Origin of the sequence: Amycolatopsis balhimycina FH 1894 (assembly GCF_000384295.1) — a bacterium.
GTDB lineage: Bacteria > Actinomycetota > Actinomycetes > Mycobacteriales > Pseudonocardiaceae > Amycolatopsis > Amycolatopsis balhimycina.
This window is the reverse complement of the sequence record NZ_KB913037.1, coordinates 6,761,947-6,779,468: the sequence shown is the minus strand read 5'-3', so window position 1 is coordinate 6,779,468 and position 17,522 is coordinate 6,761,947. Positions and strand designations below refer to the sequence as shown.

General features: G+C 71.2%; 14 protein-coding genes. 5 read left to right on the top strand and 9 right to left on the bottom strand.

What is annotated here, in order from left to right; genetic code table 11:
* Positions 1–71 precede the first annotated feature (71 nt).
* Entirely contained in the window at positions 72–1,079 is a 1,008-nt protein-coding gene (locus A3CE_RS0131070) for an IniB N-terminal domain-containing protein (RefSeq protein ID WP_020644005.1), read from the bottom strand.
* A gap of 301 nt (positions 1,080–1,380) precedes the next feature.
* On the opposite strand from A3CE_RS0131070, the gene A3CE_RS0131065 reads away from it, so the two are divergent.
* Positions 1,381–2,505 carry an Hsp70 family protein gene (locus tag A3CE_RS0131065; RefSeq protein ID WP_020644004.1) on the top strand — a complete coding sequence of 375 codons (1,125 nt, stop codon included), beginning with the start codon at positions 1,381–1,383 and terminating at the stop codon, positions 2,503–2,505.
* Positions 2,502–4,886, top strand: coding sequence for a helix-turn-helix transcriptional regulator (locus A3CE_RS0131060; protein WP_020644003.1), 2,385 nt, complete (start codon positions 2,502–2,504; stop codon positions 4,884–4,886). Before A3CE_RS0131065 ends, A3CE_RS0131060 begins: the two co-directional genes overlap by 4 nt.
* On the opposite strand, the gene A3CE_RS0131055 is transcribed toward A3CE_RS0131060, so the two are convergent.
* The 4 genes from A3CE_RS0131055 to A3CE_RS0131040 form a co-directional block, all read right to left on the bottom strand.
* A complete protein-coding gene (locus tag A3CE_RS0131055) occupies positions 4,883–5,992 on the bottom strand; it encodes an IS630 family transposase (RefSeq protein WP_020644002.1) in 1,110 nt (369 codons plus the stop codon). The two genes, A3CE_RS0131060 and A3CE_RS0131055, sit on opposite strands and share 4 nt — an antisense overlap.
* A 197-nt stretch (positions 5,993–6,189) precedes the next feature.
* The gene (locus A3CE_RS0131050; protein ID WP_020644001.1) at positions 6,190–8,826 is read right to left on the bottom strand and encodes a fibronectin type III domain-containing protein; all 2,637 of its coding nucleotides are present in this window, start codon (positions 8,824–8,826) and stop codon (positions 6,190–6,192) included.
* Positions 8,827–8,933: 107 nt separating this feature from the next.
* Entirely contained in the window at positions 8,934–9,677 is a 744-nt protein-coding gene (locus tag A3CE_RS0131045; protein WP_020644000.1) for a ferredoxin reductase, read from the bottom strand.
* The gene (locus A3CE_RS0131040; protein ID WP_020643999.1) at positions 9,647–10,246 is read right to left on the bottom strand and encodes a sulfite oxidase-like oxidoreductase; all 600 of its coding nucleotides are present in this window, start codon (positions 10,244–10,246) and stop codon (positions 9,647–9,649) included. Before A3CE_RS0131040 ends, A3CE_RS0131045 begins: the two co-directional genes overlap by 31 nt.
* A 607-nt stretch (positions 10,247–10,853) precedes the next feature.
* Here A3CE_RS0131040 and A3CE_RS0131035 point away from each other — a divergent pair.
* The 3 genes from A3CE_RS0131035 (at position 10,854) to A3CE_RS0131025 (ending at position 13,061) form a co-directional block, all read left to right on the top strand.
* The gene (locus A3CE_RS0131035; RefSeq protein ID WP_020643998.1) at positions 10,854–11,747 is read left to right on the top strand and encodes an ornithine cyclodeaminase family protein; all 894 of its coding nucleotides are present in this window, start codon (positions 10,854–10,856) and stop codon (positions 11,745–11,747) included.
* Between the two features lie 140 nt (positions 11,748–11,887).
* Complete coding sequence (locus A3CE_RS0131030) at positions 11,888–12,142, top strand: hypothetical protein (RefSeq protein ID WP_020643997.1); 255 nt, start codon at positions 11,888–11,890, stop codon at positions 12,140–12,142.
* Positions 12,143–12,224: 82 nt separating this feature from the next.
* A complete protein-coding gene (locus A3CE_RS0131025) occupies positions 12,225–13,061 on the top strand; it encodes an LmeA family phospholipid-binding protein (protein WP_020643996.1) in 837 nt (278 codons plus the stop codon).
* Between the two features lie 85 nt (positions 13,062–13,146).
* On the opposite strand, the gene A3CE_RS0131020 is transcribed toward A3CE_RS0131025, so the two are convergent.
* Genes A3CE_RS0131020 through A3CE_RS0131005 form a run of 4 tightly spaced genes read right to left on the bottom strand, consistent with a single transcriptional unit; the run spans position 13,147 to position 17,516 of the window.
* Positions 13,147–13,713: a hypothetical protein gene (locus tag A3CE_RS0131020; protein WP_020643995.1), complete on the bottom strand. Its 567-nt coding sequence runs from the start codon at positions 13,711–13,713 to the stop codon at positions 13,147–13,149.
* Positions 13,710–15,323 carry an extracellular solute-binding protein gene (locus A3CE_RS0131015; protein WP_020643994.1) on the bottom strand — a complete coding sequence of 538 codons (1,614 nt, stop codon included), beginning with the start codon at positions 15,321–15,323 and terminating at the stop codon, positions 13,710–13,712. The genes A3CE_RS0131020 and A3CE_RS0131015 overlap by 4 nt, the downstream gene beginning before the upstream one ends.
* Positions 15,320–16,447, bottom strand: coding sequence for a toxic anion resistance protein (locus tag A3CE_RS0131010; protein ID WP_020643993.1), 1,128 nt, complete (start codon positions 16,445–16,447; stop codon positions 15,320–15,322). The genes A3CE_RS0131015 and A3CE_RS0131010 overlap by 4 nt, the downstream gene beginning before the upstream one ends.
* A gap of 1 nt (position 16,448) precedes the next feature.
* A complete protein-coding gene (locus A3CE_RS0131005) occupies positions 16,449–17,516 on the bottom strand; it encodes a hypothetical protein (protein ID WP_020643992.1) in 1,068 nt (355 codons plus the stop codon).
* Positions 17,517–17,522: the final 6 nt, after the last annotated feature.

Sequence of the window (17,522 nt, the reverse complement as noted above, 5' to 3'; positions counted from 1 at the left end):
TACGCACACCGGGTGCCCGTCCCGCGGTCGCACCCAGACCGCGGGACGGGCACCTGTGAGGCGTTCGGGGATCAGTGCCCGATGTGGATGTCGTTGTGCGACGCGATGTCACCGATGTGCAGGTTGCCCAGCGCGTTGTGGCTGATGTCGGAGACGCTGGAGACCACGTCGTGGACGGCCGAGCCGTTGCCGCTGACGACGTCGCCGACCTGGCCCGCGACGTTGTGGTCCACGTTGAGGCCGGTGACGGAGGTCACGGTGTCGGTGACGCCACCGAGGCCGTGGACGGCGTTCGTGACCTCGCCGGTGACGTGCTGCACGTCGAGGTCGCCGGCGCCCTTGAGGATGCCGGAGAAGTCGCCGACGTTGCCCACGACCGAGTTGACGGTGTGGGTGAGGTCACCGCTGACGTCGCCGACGTGCGAGGTGGCCTCGTAGACCGGGGCGGTCGCGTTGTTGGAGACGTTGCCCAGCACGCTCTCGCCGAGGCCGCTGACCTCGCCGACCGCGCCGACGGCGGCGCTGTGGTCGACGTCGGTGACCGAGTACACGAGGTTGCCGGCCACCTGGACCGCGTCCAGGCTCGAGCCGAGGTCGCCCGCGGCACCGAAGGCGCCGGTCGGGTCGCCGGCCAGCGCGGTCACGCCGGCGGCGGTGTTGGTGAGGTCGTTCACGACCGGGAGCGAGCCCACGCCCGCGACGGCGGGCAGGCCGAGGTTGCCGACGACCGGCAGCTCGCCCGTGCCCAGCTCGCCGACGACCGGCAGAGCCGAGGTGGCGGGCAGGCCGAGACCCGAGGTGAGGGCGGTGAGCTGGTCGATCGCACCCTGGATGCCGACCGCGTCGGTGCCGACCGAGGAGAGGTCGCCGACGGCCGGGAGCGCGCCCACGGCCGGGAGGCTGTCGACCGGCACGAAGTCGAGCACCAGCGGGATGACCTCGTGCACGTCGGCGGCGCTGACGTCGCCGAGACCGGCGGCGGCGAGGACGCCCTGCGGGTCCGTCCCGAAGGCCGCCAGCGCGGTCGGGTCGTTGAGCAGGTTGAGGGCGAAGTCGTGCAACGTCTGCACGGAGTCCATGGGGTTTCTCCAGATCCGGTGGTTCGGGGGACGGCAACGGCCGCAAGGACCGGTGCTCCGACATCAAGGTAGGGAGACCGTCCCCCAGCGCACATCGGGGATCACTCCGAGTCGCAGTCTGGTCAGCCGATAGGGGATCGATATGTCATCGTTAGGGAGTTAGGGGCTCAACAGAGACGCGCTCAGTTGGGTTAAATCCCTCCAGACCCTTGCCTGACTAACCCGTTTGGGTGAGGATGCCCCGAGCCCTAGGGGGATTCCCTGCCCCTGTTCGGCCCCACGAGGTGAGGAGGAAGCGCCGTTGCCCTACGTCCTCGGGATCGATGTGGCACAGGGACGGACCCACGCCGCCACCTGCCGGCGTCAAGGCCCCGGCTGGGGCGAGCCCGAACCCCTCTGGCTGGGTGAGCGATCCCCCGCCGCGGCGTCCGCGCTGTTCCTCGACGACGAGGGGTACCTGCTCACCGGCGACGCGGCCGCGCAGGCGGGCGCCGGCGTCCCGTCCCGGCTGCTCACCGGCTTCCACCGGCGGATCGGCGACGACGTGCCGATGCTCGTCGAGGGGGAGCCGTTCCCGCCCGAAACGCTCACCGCCGTGCTCGTCGAAGGGATCGCCGAGCACGCCGCACACCTCTTCGGCGGTGCCCCGCACCACCTGGTGCTCACCCACCCCGGCGACTGGGGCAGCTATCGCCGTGACGTGCTGCGGCGGGCACTGGCCGACGCCGGGTTCCCCGACGTCACGCTGGTCCCGGGCCCGATCGCCGCGCTGGGCGCGCACCTGCCCGTCCCCGGTCCCGGCGCCCAGGTCGCCGGGGTGTGCGAGTTCGGCGCCGACGGCGTGAACGTCACCCTGGCGACGGCGTCCGGCGCGAGCGGCTGGCAGCTCGGCGCGAGCGCCGAGGGCGTGGCACCGGCGGCCGCGCTCAGCACCCTGTTCGCCCTCGCCGGCGCGGCCTCGACGTCGCCGAAGGGCCTCGCCGGAGTGGTCTTCTGCGGCGACGTCCCCCCGCACGCGCTGCCGGCCCGGCCGCCGTGCCCGATGTTCGCGGGACCGGTTCCGCCAGCGACCGCCGCGCTCGGCGCAGCCGCCCTCGCCGCACTGCGCGCCGACGGCCGGGGGACGCCGCAGGAACCCCCCGCCGTCGAAACCACCCTGCTCCCCCAGGTGGACACGCTCGGTGAGCTCGGCGAGCGGCCACCCCGGCCGCCGGTCGAGATCACCCCGTTCGAACTGCCCGAGCGCAGCAGCCCGCTGAACCTGTTCCGGCGCCGGCGCCCCCTCGCCGCGGCGATCCTGGTGCTCGCCGCGGCCGTTTCGGCCGGGGCGATCACCCTCACCGCCCGCGAAGCCAACGCCGGTCCCCCCGCTCCGCCCACCCCCGCCCCGAGCCACTGCGCCCCCTCCGGTGAAGGTCACTGTTGAACACACTGCTCATGCAGGTCCCCCCGCTTCGCACCATCCCCGTGCACCCGGCGGCGCGGCGGCTGCTCGACCGCGTCGCCGCCGAACCGGCCGCGCCGCTGCGGCTCGCCGTCGTCGCCCCCGGCGGGTACGGCAAGAGCGTGCTGCTCGCGGCGCTCGACCGCTGCTACCGGGAGGCGGGCGTCGACGCCGTGCTCGTCGACGACGCCGACCGGCTCGCCCCCGACCAGCTGGAAGAGCTGCTCACCGGCGCGGACGGGCCGATCGTCGTCGCGCACCGGCCGGCCGCGGTGGCACCCGGCTGGACACTGCTGCAGCTCGGCCCGCTCGGCGTCGAAGACATCGCGCAGCTGATGTCCGCGGCTGAAGGGTCGTCGGGGTCGCCCGCCGATCCGGCGGCCGCGGCCGAACTGCACGCCCGCAGCGGCGGCGTGCCGCGGCTGGCCGAGCGCGCGCTGCACGGGCGGCTGGAGGAGTTCCGGCCGGAGCTCGACGAGCTCGACGACGACGTGCTGCGCTACCTGATCGCGGCCGAAGCCGGCGCCGGGCGCAACCTGGACCTGTTGTGCGCACTGCTGGACCGCGACGCCGACCAGCTGCCCGGCATCGTCGACGGCGCCCGCGCGACCGGCCTGCTCGCCCCCGACGACACGCTGCTGCCCCTGGCGGCCGCGGCCGTCCGCGACTTCGGGCCGCCCGCCCGCCGGCTGACCACGGTGCAGCGGCTGGTCGAACTGCAGCTGGCGAACGGGCTCCCGGTGCTCGACCTGGCGCGTTCGCTGCTCGGCACGGGCAGTTCCGGCACGTCCGCGGCGGCCGCGTTCGCCGCGGCCGCGGCCGAAGCGCTGCCGTCCGACGCGCGGCTCGCGACCCGGCTGTTCGAAGCCGCCGCCGAAGCGGGCGACCGCTCCACCGCCGTCACGGCGGGCTGGGCGCGCGCGGCGGCGCTGTCCGGAGACCTCGACACCGCGCTGCGCCTCGGCGACGGAATGCTCGGCGCGGCCGACGCGGAAACCCGCGCGGCGGGGGCGGAAATCGCCGCGACGGTCCTGGCCCACCGCGGCGAACTGGCCCGCAGCGCCGAGCTGTACCACTGGGCGGGCCGAACCGACGCGTTCTCGGCGACGGCAATGGTCGGCACGGGCGACCTCGAAGGCGCCCGGCGTCTCCTGGACTCGCCCACGCCCGGCGTCGCGCCGACGTTGTTCGCGGGCGCGGCGGCCCGGATGGCCCGCGGCATCGTGGATTCGGTGTCCGGCTGCGCGACGGAGACGTTGTCGACGCTCCTCGGCGCGGCGGCGATGCTGGAGCCGGCGCTGGGCGGCACGCTGCTGCCGGACAGCCCGGCCGCGCTGGCCGCGCTCGTCGCCCTGCACACGGGGGAGCTGGCGCTGGCGGAGTCCGTGCTGACCCGGGCGCTGGACGGCCGGATCGGCGGAGATCTCCTGGCGGCCCGGCACCGCCTCCTCCTGGGCTGGGTGGCGATGACGGCGGGCGACCTGGCGACGGCGGCGGAACACCGCGACGCCGTGGCGGGTGTCGCGCTGGAAGCCCGCGACGAGCTGTTCTTCGCGACGCTGGAGCTGGGCTTGGCCCGGCGGGCGAGCGACCTGGTCGGGTTGCAGCGGTCGTGGAACCGCGCGTACCAGGCGTCGATGCGGCAGCAGACGGACTTGTTCACGCTGCTGCCGCTGGGCGAGCTGGCGATCGCCGCGGCCCGCACCGGCGCGTTCGCCAAGCTGTCCGGCCAGCTCGAACGCGCCCACGGCCTCCTGTCCCGCCTCGGCGAGCCTCCCTTGTGGACGGTCTCACTGGTCTGGCACGAGCTCCACGCGGCGATCACGCTGGAGGACGCGGAAGCGGTCAAGGCGCACCTGGCGACGTTGAGCAGCCACGCCCATTGCGGCCGCCACCCGCACGCGCTGGCCATGGCGGCCCAGAGCTGGCTGGCGGTCCTGAGCGGCACATTCGACCCGGCAGTGATCTCGGCAGCGGCGGCGGAGCTGCACGAGCTGGGCCTCCGCTGGGACGCGGCCCGCCTGGCCGGCCAGGCGGCGATCCGGACATCGGATCGGAAAGCGATGGTCCAGCTCCTGGAAGCGGCCCGCCAGTTCCAGGGAACGGCGGCCCGCCGCGAACCCGGAGCGTCGGCGGAACCGGCGGCGGGGACGGGACTGGCGGCGTTGAGCGAACGGGAGCTCGAAGTGGCCAGGCTCGTCGTCGAGGGGCTGACGTACAAGCAGGCGGGCAGCAAGCTGTTCATTTCGGGCAAGACGGTGGAGCACCACATGGCCCGGATCCGCGGAAAGCTGGGGGCCGCCGATCGGCGCGAGCTGCTGGCGACCCTGCGGGAGTTGTTGTCGCGGCCCGACGCTCCCTAGTGGTCTGTCTGTGTTTTGATCTGGTTGAGGGTGTCTCGTCCGCGTTGGACCTTCGTGATGATCTGTTCGGCGGTGGCTTTCCAGATGAAGGGCTTCGGGTCCTTGTTCCAGTGTTCGGCCCAGGTGGTGATCGCGGTGGTGAGGTCGGCGACGCTGGTGAACACGCCTCGGCGGAGGCGTTTGTCGGTGAGTTCTTTGAACCAGCGCTCGACGATGTTGAGCCAGGAACTCGACGTCGGAGTGAAGTGAAGATGCCAGCGGCGACGGTCGCGGTGTCCCAGCCACTTCATGATGGCCGGGGTGGAGTGGGCGGAGAGGTTGTCCAGGACCACGTGGACACCGAGCCCGCGGGGAACGGTTTTGTCGATCTGCTTGAAAAACCGCAGGACATCGGCGCCGGCGTGGCCTTTGTGCAGGTCGGTGACGACTTCGCCGGTGGCGATGTTCATCGCCGCGAACAGGTCGATGGTGCCATGACGTTTGTAGTCATGCGTCATGGTCCCGGCCCGTCCGGGTGTCATCGGCAGCGACGGCTGGGTGCGGTCGAGTGCCTGGCATTGGGTTTTCTCGTCGTAGCTGAACACCACCGCCCTGGCCGGCGGGTTGAGGTAGAGCCCGACGACGTCGAGGAGTTTCTCCTCGAACTGCGGGTCGTTGCTGATCTTGAAGGTGTCGACCTTCCACGGCTTGAGGTTGTGGTCGGCCCAGATCTTCGCCACGGTGTCCTTGCCGATCCCCATCCGTGCGGCCAGGGTGCGGGTGCTCCAGTGTGTCGATCCGTCTTCGGGGCGTTCGTGAAAGGTCAGGCGCAGCACTTCGGCCACGGTGCCGGGTGGGAGCGAGGGTTTGCGGCCTCGGCCTTTCGCGATTACCCCGACTCCGTCGGTGCCGTTCTCAGTGAACCGTTTCCGCCAGCGCCGCACGGTGTCGGAGTCGACCTCGCAGCGCCGCGCGATCTCCTCGTTCGCGACTCCATCACCGGCCCACAGCAACGCTTTGGCCTGTATCACCTGCCGATAGGGCAGGACCGACGAAGACGCCATCTTCGTCAGCTCAGTCCGCTGGGTGTCCGACATCGACAGTGGCGCGGCTGTAATGATCGCCATAACCAACCCTACCGCGACAAATCACCGACACACCACTAGAGCTCCCCCCGCCCTCTCCGGGGGACCGGCCCCGTGTCCAGTGTATCGGGGGTGTCCGGCGAAACGCCGGAAAACGCCTTCGGCGGGGCTGGTTGTCCACATTCCCGCCGGGATGTGGACAACCAGCTCAAGTGCCGTCCCATGTGGGGAAACCTGCGTCAGGCCGCTGCCGTCGTGGCTGTGAAAGTCGCTGCCGGACCGGTGCCGGTGGCCGTTACCGCGGCCACCGTGAACGTGTACGCCGTGGCCGGCTGGAGGCCGTCCACCACTCTCGTCATGCCCTTGATCGTCGGCTGGCTGACCAGGGCGTCGCGGCCCTGGACCGGGATCGTGCGGCCGTCCGACACCGTGATCGTGTAGCCCAGTACCGGGGTGTCGCCCGTGGCCGCCGGAGGGTTCCAGCGGATGGATGCCGCCGTTGCGCTCGGGAGGGCCCGGGCACTCGTCGGCGCCCCCGGGAGTGCGCCCGGCTTCGGGCCCGGTGTCACCGGGGCCGCCGCGAGGGAGGGCTCGCTCGTGCCGTAGGCGTTGCGCGCCGCGACCGTCACCGTGTACGACGTTCCGTTTGTCAGGCCCGAGACCTCCGCGTACGCGCGCTTCGCGAAGTCGGCGGCGGACACCGTCGCCGTGAACGTCCGGCCGTCGCCTGTCGCCGTCACCACGTAGTCCGTGACCGGGGCGTTGTTGAAGGCGAACGTCGGGTTCCAGGTCGCGTACAGCTTGCCGTCGGCCGCGAACGTGCCCACGCGCGACGGTGCTTCGGCCGGTGCGCCTCCGCCGACTCGGCGGGAAAGCAGGCCGCGGTAGGCCGGTTCGAGACCCGCGTTCGTGACGATCGCCGCCGGGGCGTCGGACGGGCGGGCCAGGAGCTTGTTGCCGCGCCAGATCGCGCCTTTGTCGGTCTTGTCGCGGTCGCCCTGCTCCCAGTAGTTGTCCTCGACCAGCGTCGGGTCGTTGTTGCCGAGGTCGTCGCGGTAGTCGACGTGCACCGTGCCGACGTTGAAGTACGCCGTGCGGTACAGGACGTTGCCGCGGACCGTCTCGTACGTGTTGCCGTTGTCGGTGTAGACGGCCTTGCCGAGACCCCACTGGTCGTGCACCACGTTGCCGGTGACCTTCTCGCCGTCATCCAGCGAAGTTCCGGTGATGCCCTGGGTGTAGATGCCGCCACCGTCGTCCAGCATGAGCATGTAGTCGAAGATCAGGTTGTCCGAGACGACGTTGTCGTGCGAGAGGTTCGGCGTCGCCGGCTTCTTGATCTTGTCCGGCCAGCCGCCCCAGCCGACCGAGATCGCCGAGTAGCCGACGTGGTCGATCTGGTTGTGCGAGATGGTGTTCCGCACGGTGTAGCCGTTGACGATGGGCACCCCGCCGTGGAATTCCCGGGGCAGGCCGTAGAGGTGGTTGTCGGTCACCACGACGTCGCGGACGACGTCGGCGTCGGTGTCCGTGACGGGCTTGCCGACGCCGCCGACCTGGACGCCGTTGCCGGAGATGTCGGTGAAGACGTCGCCGCGGACCTGAGATTCCTTGGTGCCGTCGATGAGGTCGAGGCCGGCGCCGCCGAGGTGGGCGAACACGCTGTCACCGAACTCGACGCGCCGGCCGTGCGACACGGAGACGTTCGCGGGCTCCCGCGTCCACGACGCGTAGGGGCAGGTGCCGCCGGGAACGAACTGGCACAGGCCCTGCACCGCCCAGCCGTCGGCACCGGTGATCGTGTAGCCCGCCTGGATTTCCGAAAAGCCTTCCGGTGACGACGGCGTCAGCCACGTCGCGTACGAAAAGCGCAACCCGCGGAAGGCGACGTCGTGGATCGGCGCGGCGGCGGTGCCTCGCGCGTCGACGAGCTTCTCGAGCACCGGCACCTCGACGTCGGCGCGGCGCAGGTCCTGGCCCGGCTTCGGCAGGTAGTAGACGACGCGTGCGGATCGGTCGAGGTACCACTCGCCGGGGGTGTCGAGCAGTTCGAAAGCGTTTTCCGCATAGGTCGGGTGCCGGCCGTTGGTGAGGTCGGCCGGGCCGACCATGTTCACGCTGCGGCCGGGGATGTCCGGGAACAGCACGCGTTTCGTCGAGTTGTCCCAGCACGGCTGGGCCATCGTGATCGTCGTGCCCTCGGCCGCGGCGAGGGGGCAGCGAGGCTCGGTCCACTGACCGAGGCCGTCGCGCTGGATGTTCCAGAGCGCTTCGCCGGCGGTGTAGACGAACTCGATGTCCTTCGGATTCCGCCAGTGCGCCGACGTGTCCGCGCTCGCGGTGTATCCGGTGGCGGTCGCCTTGACGGTCACCGGCAGCGGGCCACGGGCGCGCTGTTCGCGGACGCCGTCGACGTAAAGCTGCCGGGTGTTGTCCAGGCCGGCGGGCGCGGGCGCGGCGAACAACCCGGGACGGCCGGGGACCGGCCGCCAGCCGGTGACCCGCAGGCCGCCGTTCAGCTCGGTGTCGCCGCTGCCCTGCCAGACGACGCGGTGGCCGTTGCCGCCGGAGTCCCGGGCGTCGAGGCGCAGCGGCTGCGCCAGCCGGAAGACGCCGGGGGCGAGGTGCACGGTGAGATCGCGGGTGAGGTGCGGCGCGCGCTGCCGCACGAGGTCGCGCGCCTTGTCGAGGGTCCGCACGGGCAGGCGCGCGGTGCCCGGGGCGTGGTCGGATCCGGCGGGCGAGACGTAGACGTCCCGGCTCGCGGCGTCCGGATCCGCCGCGGCCACCGGGCCGGTTGCGGCGAGCAACGCGCCCGCCCCCAGGAGAACGACCACCGCGGTGCGGCGCCGCTTCGAGCCCCACTTGGTCAGCATGGACGAAACATAGGATCTCTCGCCGCCTATGTCGACAATTTCCCGCTCAGCGGGGCACGAAGTCACCTATTCATCGGATGATGCTCGGCCAGACGTTCAGTGGCGGCTCAGTCGCGGCTCGGGCCGAAGCGTTCCGTGCGGATGCGATGCGGGTCGTGGCCGAGGGCGACGAGGATGTCCGCCACCGTCTCCACGAAACCGGTCGGGCCGCAGACGAAGCAGGTCGCGCCGAACTCCGCCGGCCAGCCCGCCGTGTTGAGCGTGGCCACGTCGATGCGCCGAGGAATGCCCGGGAGTCCTTCGGGGAGCTCACGCGTGTAGACGTACGTGACATCCAGCCCCGCCACCGGCGTGCGCAGTTCCTCGGCGTAGTACAGCTCGGCGGGGGTGCGCAGCGAATAGATCAGCTTGAACGGCGTCCGGACGCCGGCCGCGCGGCGGGCACGGACCATCGCCATGAGCGGCACGATGCCCGAGCCGCCCGCGACGAGCAGCACCGGCTCCGGGTCCGCCGGCCGCCAGACGAACCAGCCGCCGACCGGACCACGGATTTCGACCGGATCGCCGATCGCGTACGGGCCGGCGAGGTGCTCGGACACCTCGCCGCCGGCGACGCGCTGCACCGTCAGCTCCACCCGATCGCCGTCGGACGGCGCGGCGAGCGAATAGCTGCGCTGCGCGCGATAGCCGTCCGCGGCCGTGAGCCGGACGTCGACGTGCTGCCCCGCGAGATGCCCGGGCCAGCCGGGCAGGTCGAAGACGAGCGTGCGCGCCGTCGGCGTCTCGTCACGGAAGCCGGCCAGGCGGGCGACCCGCCAGGCTAGTCGCCCTGATACCGCTGTTCGCGCCATGGATCCCCGTAGTCGTGGTAGCCGGCGTTCTCCCAGAAGCCCGGCTCGTCCCGGGTCTTCAGTTCCAGCCCGCGCACCCACTTCGCGGACTTCCAGAAGTACAGGTGCGGCACGAGCAGCCGCGCCGGGCCGCCGTGCTCGGGGGTGAGCGGCTTGCCGCCGTACTCGTAGGCGACCCAGGCCTGGCCGTCGAGCAGGTCGGCCAGCGGCAGATTCGTCGTGTACCCGCCGTAGGAATGCACCATGACGTAGTCGGCTTCGGTGCCGAGCCCACCGACCAGCGTGTCCACCGAGACACCGCGCCACCGGGTGTCCAGTTTGGACCATTGGGTGACGCAGTGGATGTCAACCGTGGGCTTTTCGCTGGGCAGCGCCATCAGCTCGGCCCAGCTCCAGGCGTGCTTGTCACCCGTCTCGGTGGTGACGGTGAACTCCCACGTCTCGGTGCGCACGCGCGGGGTCGGGCCCGCCGACAGCACCGGGAAGTCCTCGGCCAGGTACTGCCCGGGCGGCAGGCGCGGGTTGCCGCCACGCGCCCGGCCTTGGAATCCCGGTGTCACGACACCCATGCGGCACTCCCCTTCCCGGTCCCGGCGAGCCTACGCCCGGACCCGCGGCCGCAGCGACGTGACGAGCGCCGCAGCCGGTTCGGGTGACACGATCACGCTGGCCGGCTCGGCGTTCGGCGGATCGAGCGCCGAGGGGTCGCTGCCCCGCAGGTTGGCGCGCGGCAGGTGAGTCGCGGCACGTAGTGCGCGCGGGTCGGTGCGCAGCAGGCAAGTCGCGGCGGGTGGGTGCGCAGCACGCGAGTGCGCGGCGGGCGGATGCCCGCCGATGGATGCGCCGCAGCTTGACGGCGCGCTGCGTCGCCGCGGATGGGTCCGCGAACACCGCGCCGGCGCCGTTCGGCCCGGCAGGGTCGGCCCCCGCGCATCCGCACCCTCGGGACACGCCCGCTGCCGCCACCGGCGGCGACCGGTCGTTCGCCGGGCCGGCGGGCGCCGATCCGTGGCCGGTCACCTTCCTCTTCCTCCCCTCCCCTCCCCCCTCCCCCCTCCCCACCCACCCACCACCAGTCGTCGCGGAACAGCCATCAGCCCTTGACGGCGATGGATCTTGCGTGGCATCGGACAGCCCGTCAGGCTGGCGGCAGATCCGATCCCGGAGGGGCCGCCCATGCTCGACGCCGACGATGTCCGGAACGCCGTGCCGATGCCGACCGCCGTCGAGGCGGTGCGGGAGGCGTTCCTCGACCTCGCCGCCGGGCGTTTTGTGGTGCCGCAACGGTTGTCCTTCGGCGGGGGTACGACGCTCGTCATGAGTGCCTGCCACACGCCGTCGTCGACGACCGTTGTGAAGACCCTCAACCTGGCTCCCGGCCGGACGCCGATGATCCTGGGCACGCTCGTGTGGAACACCGCCGCCGGCCAGGTGGTCGCCGACGCCGTCGAGGTCACCACCTTGCGCACGGGCGCCGTGTCCGGCGTCGCCACGGATCTGCTCGCTCCGCCCGGCGCGAGCAGGCTTGCCCTCCTCGGTACCGGCGCGCAGGCCGCCGATCAGGTGCGCGCCGTCGCGGCGGTCCGCCCGGTGCGCAGCTTGGCCGTCTTCGGCCGTGACCGCGAGCGCGCGCAAGCCTTCACGGCTCGGTTGAGCCCGGAGTTCCCCGAAGTGGTGACGCGGGTTGCCCCGTCCGCCGCGGACGCGGTGTCGGACGCCGAGATCGTCTGCTGCGCTACTTCATCCAGTACTCCTCTCTTCCCGGCCGAAGCCTTGCCCGAACGGGTTCACGTCAACGCGATCGGTTCGTACCTGCCGTCGATGCGGGAACTTCCCGCGGAGCTTCTCCGGACGGCGAGCTGCGTCGTGGTGGACCAGGTCGACGCCGCGCTCGAGGAAGCCGGTGAGGTGATCCACGCCGTGGACACCGGGCTCCTCGACCGAGCCGGCCTGCTGGAGCTGGGCCACGCCCTCCGCACGCCTCCGGCGGTGACCGGGCGGACGGTGTTCAAGTCCGTCGGCCTCGCCGTGCAGGACTGGGCCATCGCCCGGCTGCTCGGTGTCGACTGAGCGTGCCCATGTGGTTCCGGAGAGCGAACAGAAGCGGCCGAACGGCGCAATCTGTGGCCGGAAGCGTTTGATCGGTCACCCGTTCCGGGAATTTTCCGGACATGTCTCCTTGGCGAACCACCACCAGACGGAACACGGCCGTGCGGGTCATCACGGCGATCGGCGCGATCTTCGCGGGGATCGAAGTTCTCTACATGATCATGGTGCTGGCCGGTGCCAATGCCGGCAACGCCTTCTTCCAGTTCATCAAGTCACTGGCGGTTCCTCTCGCCTTGTTCTGGCCCGGCTTGTTCCCGGTGGACAGCCCCAGCCTCGCCGTGATCCTCGACTTCGGTCTGGCCGCGGTGTTCTGGCTGGTCGTGACCGGCATCATCGCCCGCTTCGCGGGACGGTGACGGCGGGCGACCCGCTGTCCGCACCCGCCTCGGGAGCCACCCGCCCTCGCCGCCCCCGGTGTCCTTCGGCGACACTGGACGGATGAGCGACGGCGGGTGGTTCGACGGCTGGTCGCCCTGGCCCGAGCTGGCCGGGCTGGCTGGACTGGCAGCGGCCGGGCGTTCGCTGTTCCCGAACGTCCCGGTCACGCCAGCTGCTCTGGCGCGCACGGTCACCGAGCAGCTGGTCGGCCGCAGGCTGACGGCGAACATAGGCGGCTCGAACGTGGGCGACCGCGAAGTCCGCTTCACCCTCGCCGAACTCGACTACCCGGCCGACAGCCTCCGGCTGGCCACCGGCCGTGTCGGCGACGTCCGGATCGTCGCCGAGGACGTCGACTGGCCCGAATCCGACGGCGGCAGCGTTCCGCTGCGCCGGGTCACCGTGATCGCCGAAGACGTCCGCCTCCGCTCGCTGCCCACGCCGGCCGCCATGCCCGCCCGAGTGCGGTTGGGGATCGCCGTGTCCGCGGACGTGCTGCGCGAACGGGTGGCGGCGGTCCGGCCCGGGATCGTCGCGGCCCCGGCCGGGAACGGGCTGCTCCGGATCCGCTGGGCCAAGCACCCGCAGTGGGGCCACCTGACCCTGCGGCCCCAGGTCGCGGACGACGCCGTGGTACTGCTGCCCCAGACCCTCCACATCGGACAGAAGGAACTGCGGGCGCCGAAGCGGTTCCGGCCCATCGAGCTGCCACTGCCGGAACTCCCGCCGGGCATCCGGCTGACGAAAGTCGAGCCGCGGCACGACGAACTCGTGCTGCACGCAATGGCGGAGGAATGGCCGGAACGGCTTTCCCGCATTCCCCTTGCCGACCTGCTGAGCTGGCTGACGACCGCCGCGATAACGTTGACCCTGCCGAAACTCGGTACGCGTTCATGACTTTCCTCCCCTGGTGAGCCGGACACCGATGACGTTACTCGAACGCTCGTTCGAACATCATCACTCACAAGGGTAGAGCCTGAACTCAAGCGTCCCGGTCTCGCAGATAACGCGTATGGTCGGCCTGGCGATCGACCTCGGCGGCGTAGAACCGCTCGGCCACCCGGTGCGCCTCCGTCTCGAGCAAACCCAGCTGTGCCACCAGTTCCCCGCCCGCGCCGGCCCGCCGGGCCGCGAACCACCACGGGAGGTTCAAGTACGTTTCCAGCGACAACGGCAGATCCGTCCGCACCAGGCGGACGACGGCGTGCTGCAGATCGGGATCGGCCGAAAGCCTGGCGGGCTGCGCCAGCAGATCCCGCAACACTTCGGCAACGCGCTCCACTGTGTCCACAGTAGACGGAGGCATCCGGGACGCTTGCGCCGAGACCCGGCGCACCAGCGTCTCCAACGATTCCCGCAGCTCGGCGGACGTGTCGGGCACCAGCCGGACCTTCTCCCCCGGCGCGAGCAGCGCACCGGCGGCGTAAAGGGCCACCACGACGAACGGCCAGAACCCCCCGGTCACCCCGGTCAGGTACAGCACGATGCCGATCAGCCCGCCGACGCAGCCGGCGAGGTTCTTCGTCGAGCCCAGATAGCGCAGCATCATTGGTACCCGCGAATCTCCTGGAACACCTGCGAGAGCCGGACGTTCCGCCCGTCGAACACCTTCCCGCCGGTCCGCGTCGCGACCTGGGTCAGCTCGTCGCCGCTGCCCTCGCCGAACAGCACGGTGAACACCGGTACCTGCTTCATCGCGGGCGGCAGCGAACCGGACGAGGCCAGGAAGTCCGCCAGCGACGAGCCGTTCGCGTTCTCGCCGTCGGTCATCAGGACGATCGAGGTGAACCGGTCGGGATCCTTGGCGGCCAAGGGCTCCAGCACACGGTAGGCCTGGGAAAGGCTGTCGTAGATCGCCGTGCCCCCACCGGCGGTCAGCCCTTCGGCGAACGCCTTGATCCGCCCTAGCTCACCTTCGGGGTTCTGCTCGGGCACGGTGAACGTCTGCGGTGCCCCGGGAACGGTGTTGAACGGCAGCATCGTCACCTCCTCCCGGCTCCGGAACCGCCGGAACCGGCCGGTGAGCGAGCCGTCCGCGCCCGTCAGCCCGGCCAGCGCGGTGCGCAGCGCGGCGATCCGGTCGCCTTCCATCGACCCGGACGTGTCGAGCACGTAGAGCGTCCGCGAAGGACGGCGGATCTTGTCGAAGTAGGCCGCCAGGAGCGCGTCGACAGCCTGTCGCGTTGCGGGGAAGGGCAACTCGACGAGGTCGTGCTGCGAGAACTGCGGCCCCAGCGCCACGCCGGGCACCACCGGACGTCGCTGGGTGGTCTCCATGATGCGTTTCTGGGTCTCCGGCGTCCGCAGGTAGTCCGACAGCCGCTGATGCGCCGAACGCGCGTCGGAATTGGCGTCCGCCAGCAGGGAAAGCGGGTAGTCGGCCGTCACGACGCCGTCGCTCGGGTAGATCAACGTCAGCGGCTCCGGCAGCTTCCCGGACGCGTTCGCCGAGAGCAGCACGGACTCGTAGTTGACCAGCCCGTCGACCTTCTGCCCAGGGTCCTGGCCGGTGGCGCGGCGGGTGTACGCATCGGACAGCCAGCCCGAGGAGCCCGCCGAAAGCGCCTGCGCGCTGAAGAACTGCGTCAGCTGCGGAGTGACCGAAGCGATCTGCTGGGCGTCGATCGCGTTGCCGGCCCCCGCGAGCGCCGACGCGACGCCGACCAGCGCGGAGAACCCGGAGTTCGACGCCGACGGGTCCGTCATCCCGTAGCTGAACGCCTTCTTCCCCGCCTGCGCGGCGATCTCGCCCCAGCCGACCGGCTTGCCTGCCCAGCCCAGCCGCCGGACGACCGACGTCGCGAGCCCGAGCACCACCGGCGAGCTCATGATCTTGACCTGGTTCCCGAGCCGCTTCGCCGCTTCGGGAATGCCTGCCGGATAACGGTTCGAGGAGAACCAGACGGCGTCGTACTTGCCGTCGACGCTGCCGTTCGCCAGCGCTTCGGCGCCTTCCAGCGTTCCGGTGAAGGTGAACTTGACCTTGACACCGGTGGCTTTCGCGGCGTCGTCGAGCACCGGCTGCATGTCCGCGAGCTCGCTGCCCGCGAGGATCCGCAACGTCCCCGGCTCGGGGTCCCCCAACGGGGTGGAGGAAGAGTCGGAACAGCCGGCCAGCAACGACACACAGAGAGCGAACGCCCCCAGCTTCCTGATCATGAGTCCCCCTCGTGCGAACGGCGCAGGTGGTCTTCGGCGCGGCGGATCTCGCCGGACAGCGACTCGACGGTGGCCGCCATCGTGCGGACGGCGTCGGCACGGAACCCGTCGATCGCGTCGATCGAGGCGTAGACCCGGTCGAAGGACTGGCGGATCGTCTCGGTCGCGACGGCCGGATCGCTGCTCGCCTTGCGGATCTCGGCGGACTGCAACGTCAGCAGCTCCGAGTTCACCCGGATCAGCCCGTCGGTGGTCGCCTGCAGCGCCGCCACCTCGTCGAGGACGTCACGCTGGCTCGCCAAAGCGCCGCTGACCAGCAACGCGACCCGCAGCGCGGCCACGGTCGTCGACACCGCCCGCTCGACGCCGCGGATCAGCTCGTCGTTGTTCTTGCGCACCAGGTCCAGCGCGAGATAGCCCTGCGCGCTGACCGCGAGCTGGGTCAGCAGGTCCTGGTGGCGTTGCCGGATCGGGTACAGCACGTCACCGCGCAACGCGTTGGCACGCGCGGGATCCGTCAGGTCGAAAACCCCGGCCTGCGCCTCGATAGCGCCGTCGACGGCCTCGGCGAAGGCGGCCGCTTCGGCGAGCTTGCCCATGACCTTCCACAGCCGCTCGCGCTCGCCCTTGATCGCGGCGTTGTCGCGACGCAGGACGTCCTGGCGGCCGCGGAGGTCGACGACCAGCGCGTTGACCGGCTCGTTCGCCGCGCGGTACCGGTCCAGGGCGCGCTTCGCGCCCGCCGCGACCGGGAACATCCCGAGCAGCTTCCGTCCCGTCAACGGCAGTTTCGCCGGGTCCAGCTCGGCGACCGTGCGGCGCAGGCTCGTGAGGCTCGTCGTGACCCCGTCCTGCGGGGACGCCGCGCTGCGCAGGGACCGGTCGAGCATCGACCCCGCGACACCGGCCGCGGCCCGCATGTCGGCCTCGCCGACGGCCAGCAGGTCGTCAAGGAGGTCGGTGAACTCCGGCGAGCGAACATCCAGGGCTTCGAGCCGCGAGGCGAAGGCGTCGGCGCGGACGGCGACTTCCGATCGGGTGTCCTCGCTGAGCGTGATGAGCCCGGCGGCGCGCTCGGCGGGGATCGCGGTGACCGGCTCGGGCGGGGTGAGCGAGAAGTCCATGTCAGTACTGCTTGCCGACGGCGTCGAGCAGCCGCTCGAGGGTTTCGAACGTCGGCGGTTCGATGGCGTCCACGAGGTCAGCGGGCGCGTGCGCCGGCGCGGCGACCTCCGCGAACACCTTCGGGTCGTTCGTGCGGAAGCCGAACGTCGCGGCGAGGCGGCCCAGTTCGGGGTCGGTCGCGAGGAGCTGTCCCACCTTGTCGCCGTCTGCCGAAAGCGGGACCAGCGTGTGCTTCGAGTACACCGTCGGCGCGGTGTAGAGCATCCGCATGTCCGGCCGGATCGAGCCGTCGCCGCGCACCACCCGCCCGACGTACTGCGACTCGTAGATCAACGCCAGCGGCGTCTTGCCCATCCCCGCCGAGAGGTAGTCCTCGAACGGCCCTTCGGTGCTGTTCTGCGTGTACCCCTGGTCTAGGAACAGCTTCGTCACCGACGGCAGCACCTTCGCCTCCTGCTCCGGCGTGCTGACGACGGCGTTCCCGTTGGCCACGAAGGAAACGATCGACAGGTACATCGCCGCGGAGTTCGACTCACGCGGGTCGGTCGTGGTGACCAGGACGTTCTTGCGGGCCGGGTAGGCGGTGTTGCCGGGCAGCTGGTCCCAGCGCGTCCCCGCCTTCGCCAGCTCCAGGTACTTCGCGATGTCGAGGACGTCGTAGTCGCCGGCGCCCTTGTGCACCACGCCGTTCGCCCGCAGCAACGCCACGAGCGGCTCGAAGGTCGCGATCGCCATCGGTGACTGGAACGGCGTGTACACCGTGGTCACCTTGCGGTCGCGCTGGATCTTCTGCGCGGCCGGCGACGACGACGGGAACGCGAACGCGTACTTCCCGAGGTCGACGGTCGTCGCGATCTGCCGCGAGCCGGCGGTGTCCACTTCGACCTTCAGGCCGTGCCGTGCGAAGGCGTCGACGACGCGCTGGTCGGTGAAGAACGGCTGCTTCTCGGAACCGATGACGCCCCGCACGGTCGTGACGTCCTGCTTGGAGTCGTCGCCCCAGATGATCACGGCCGCGACGGCCAGCAGGAGCACGACGGCCAGTCCGATCGACACCCGGCGTTTCACGTGCCA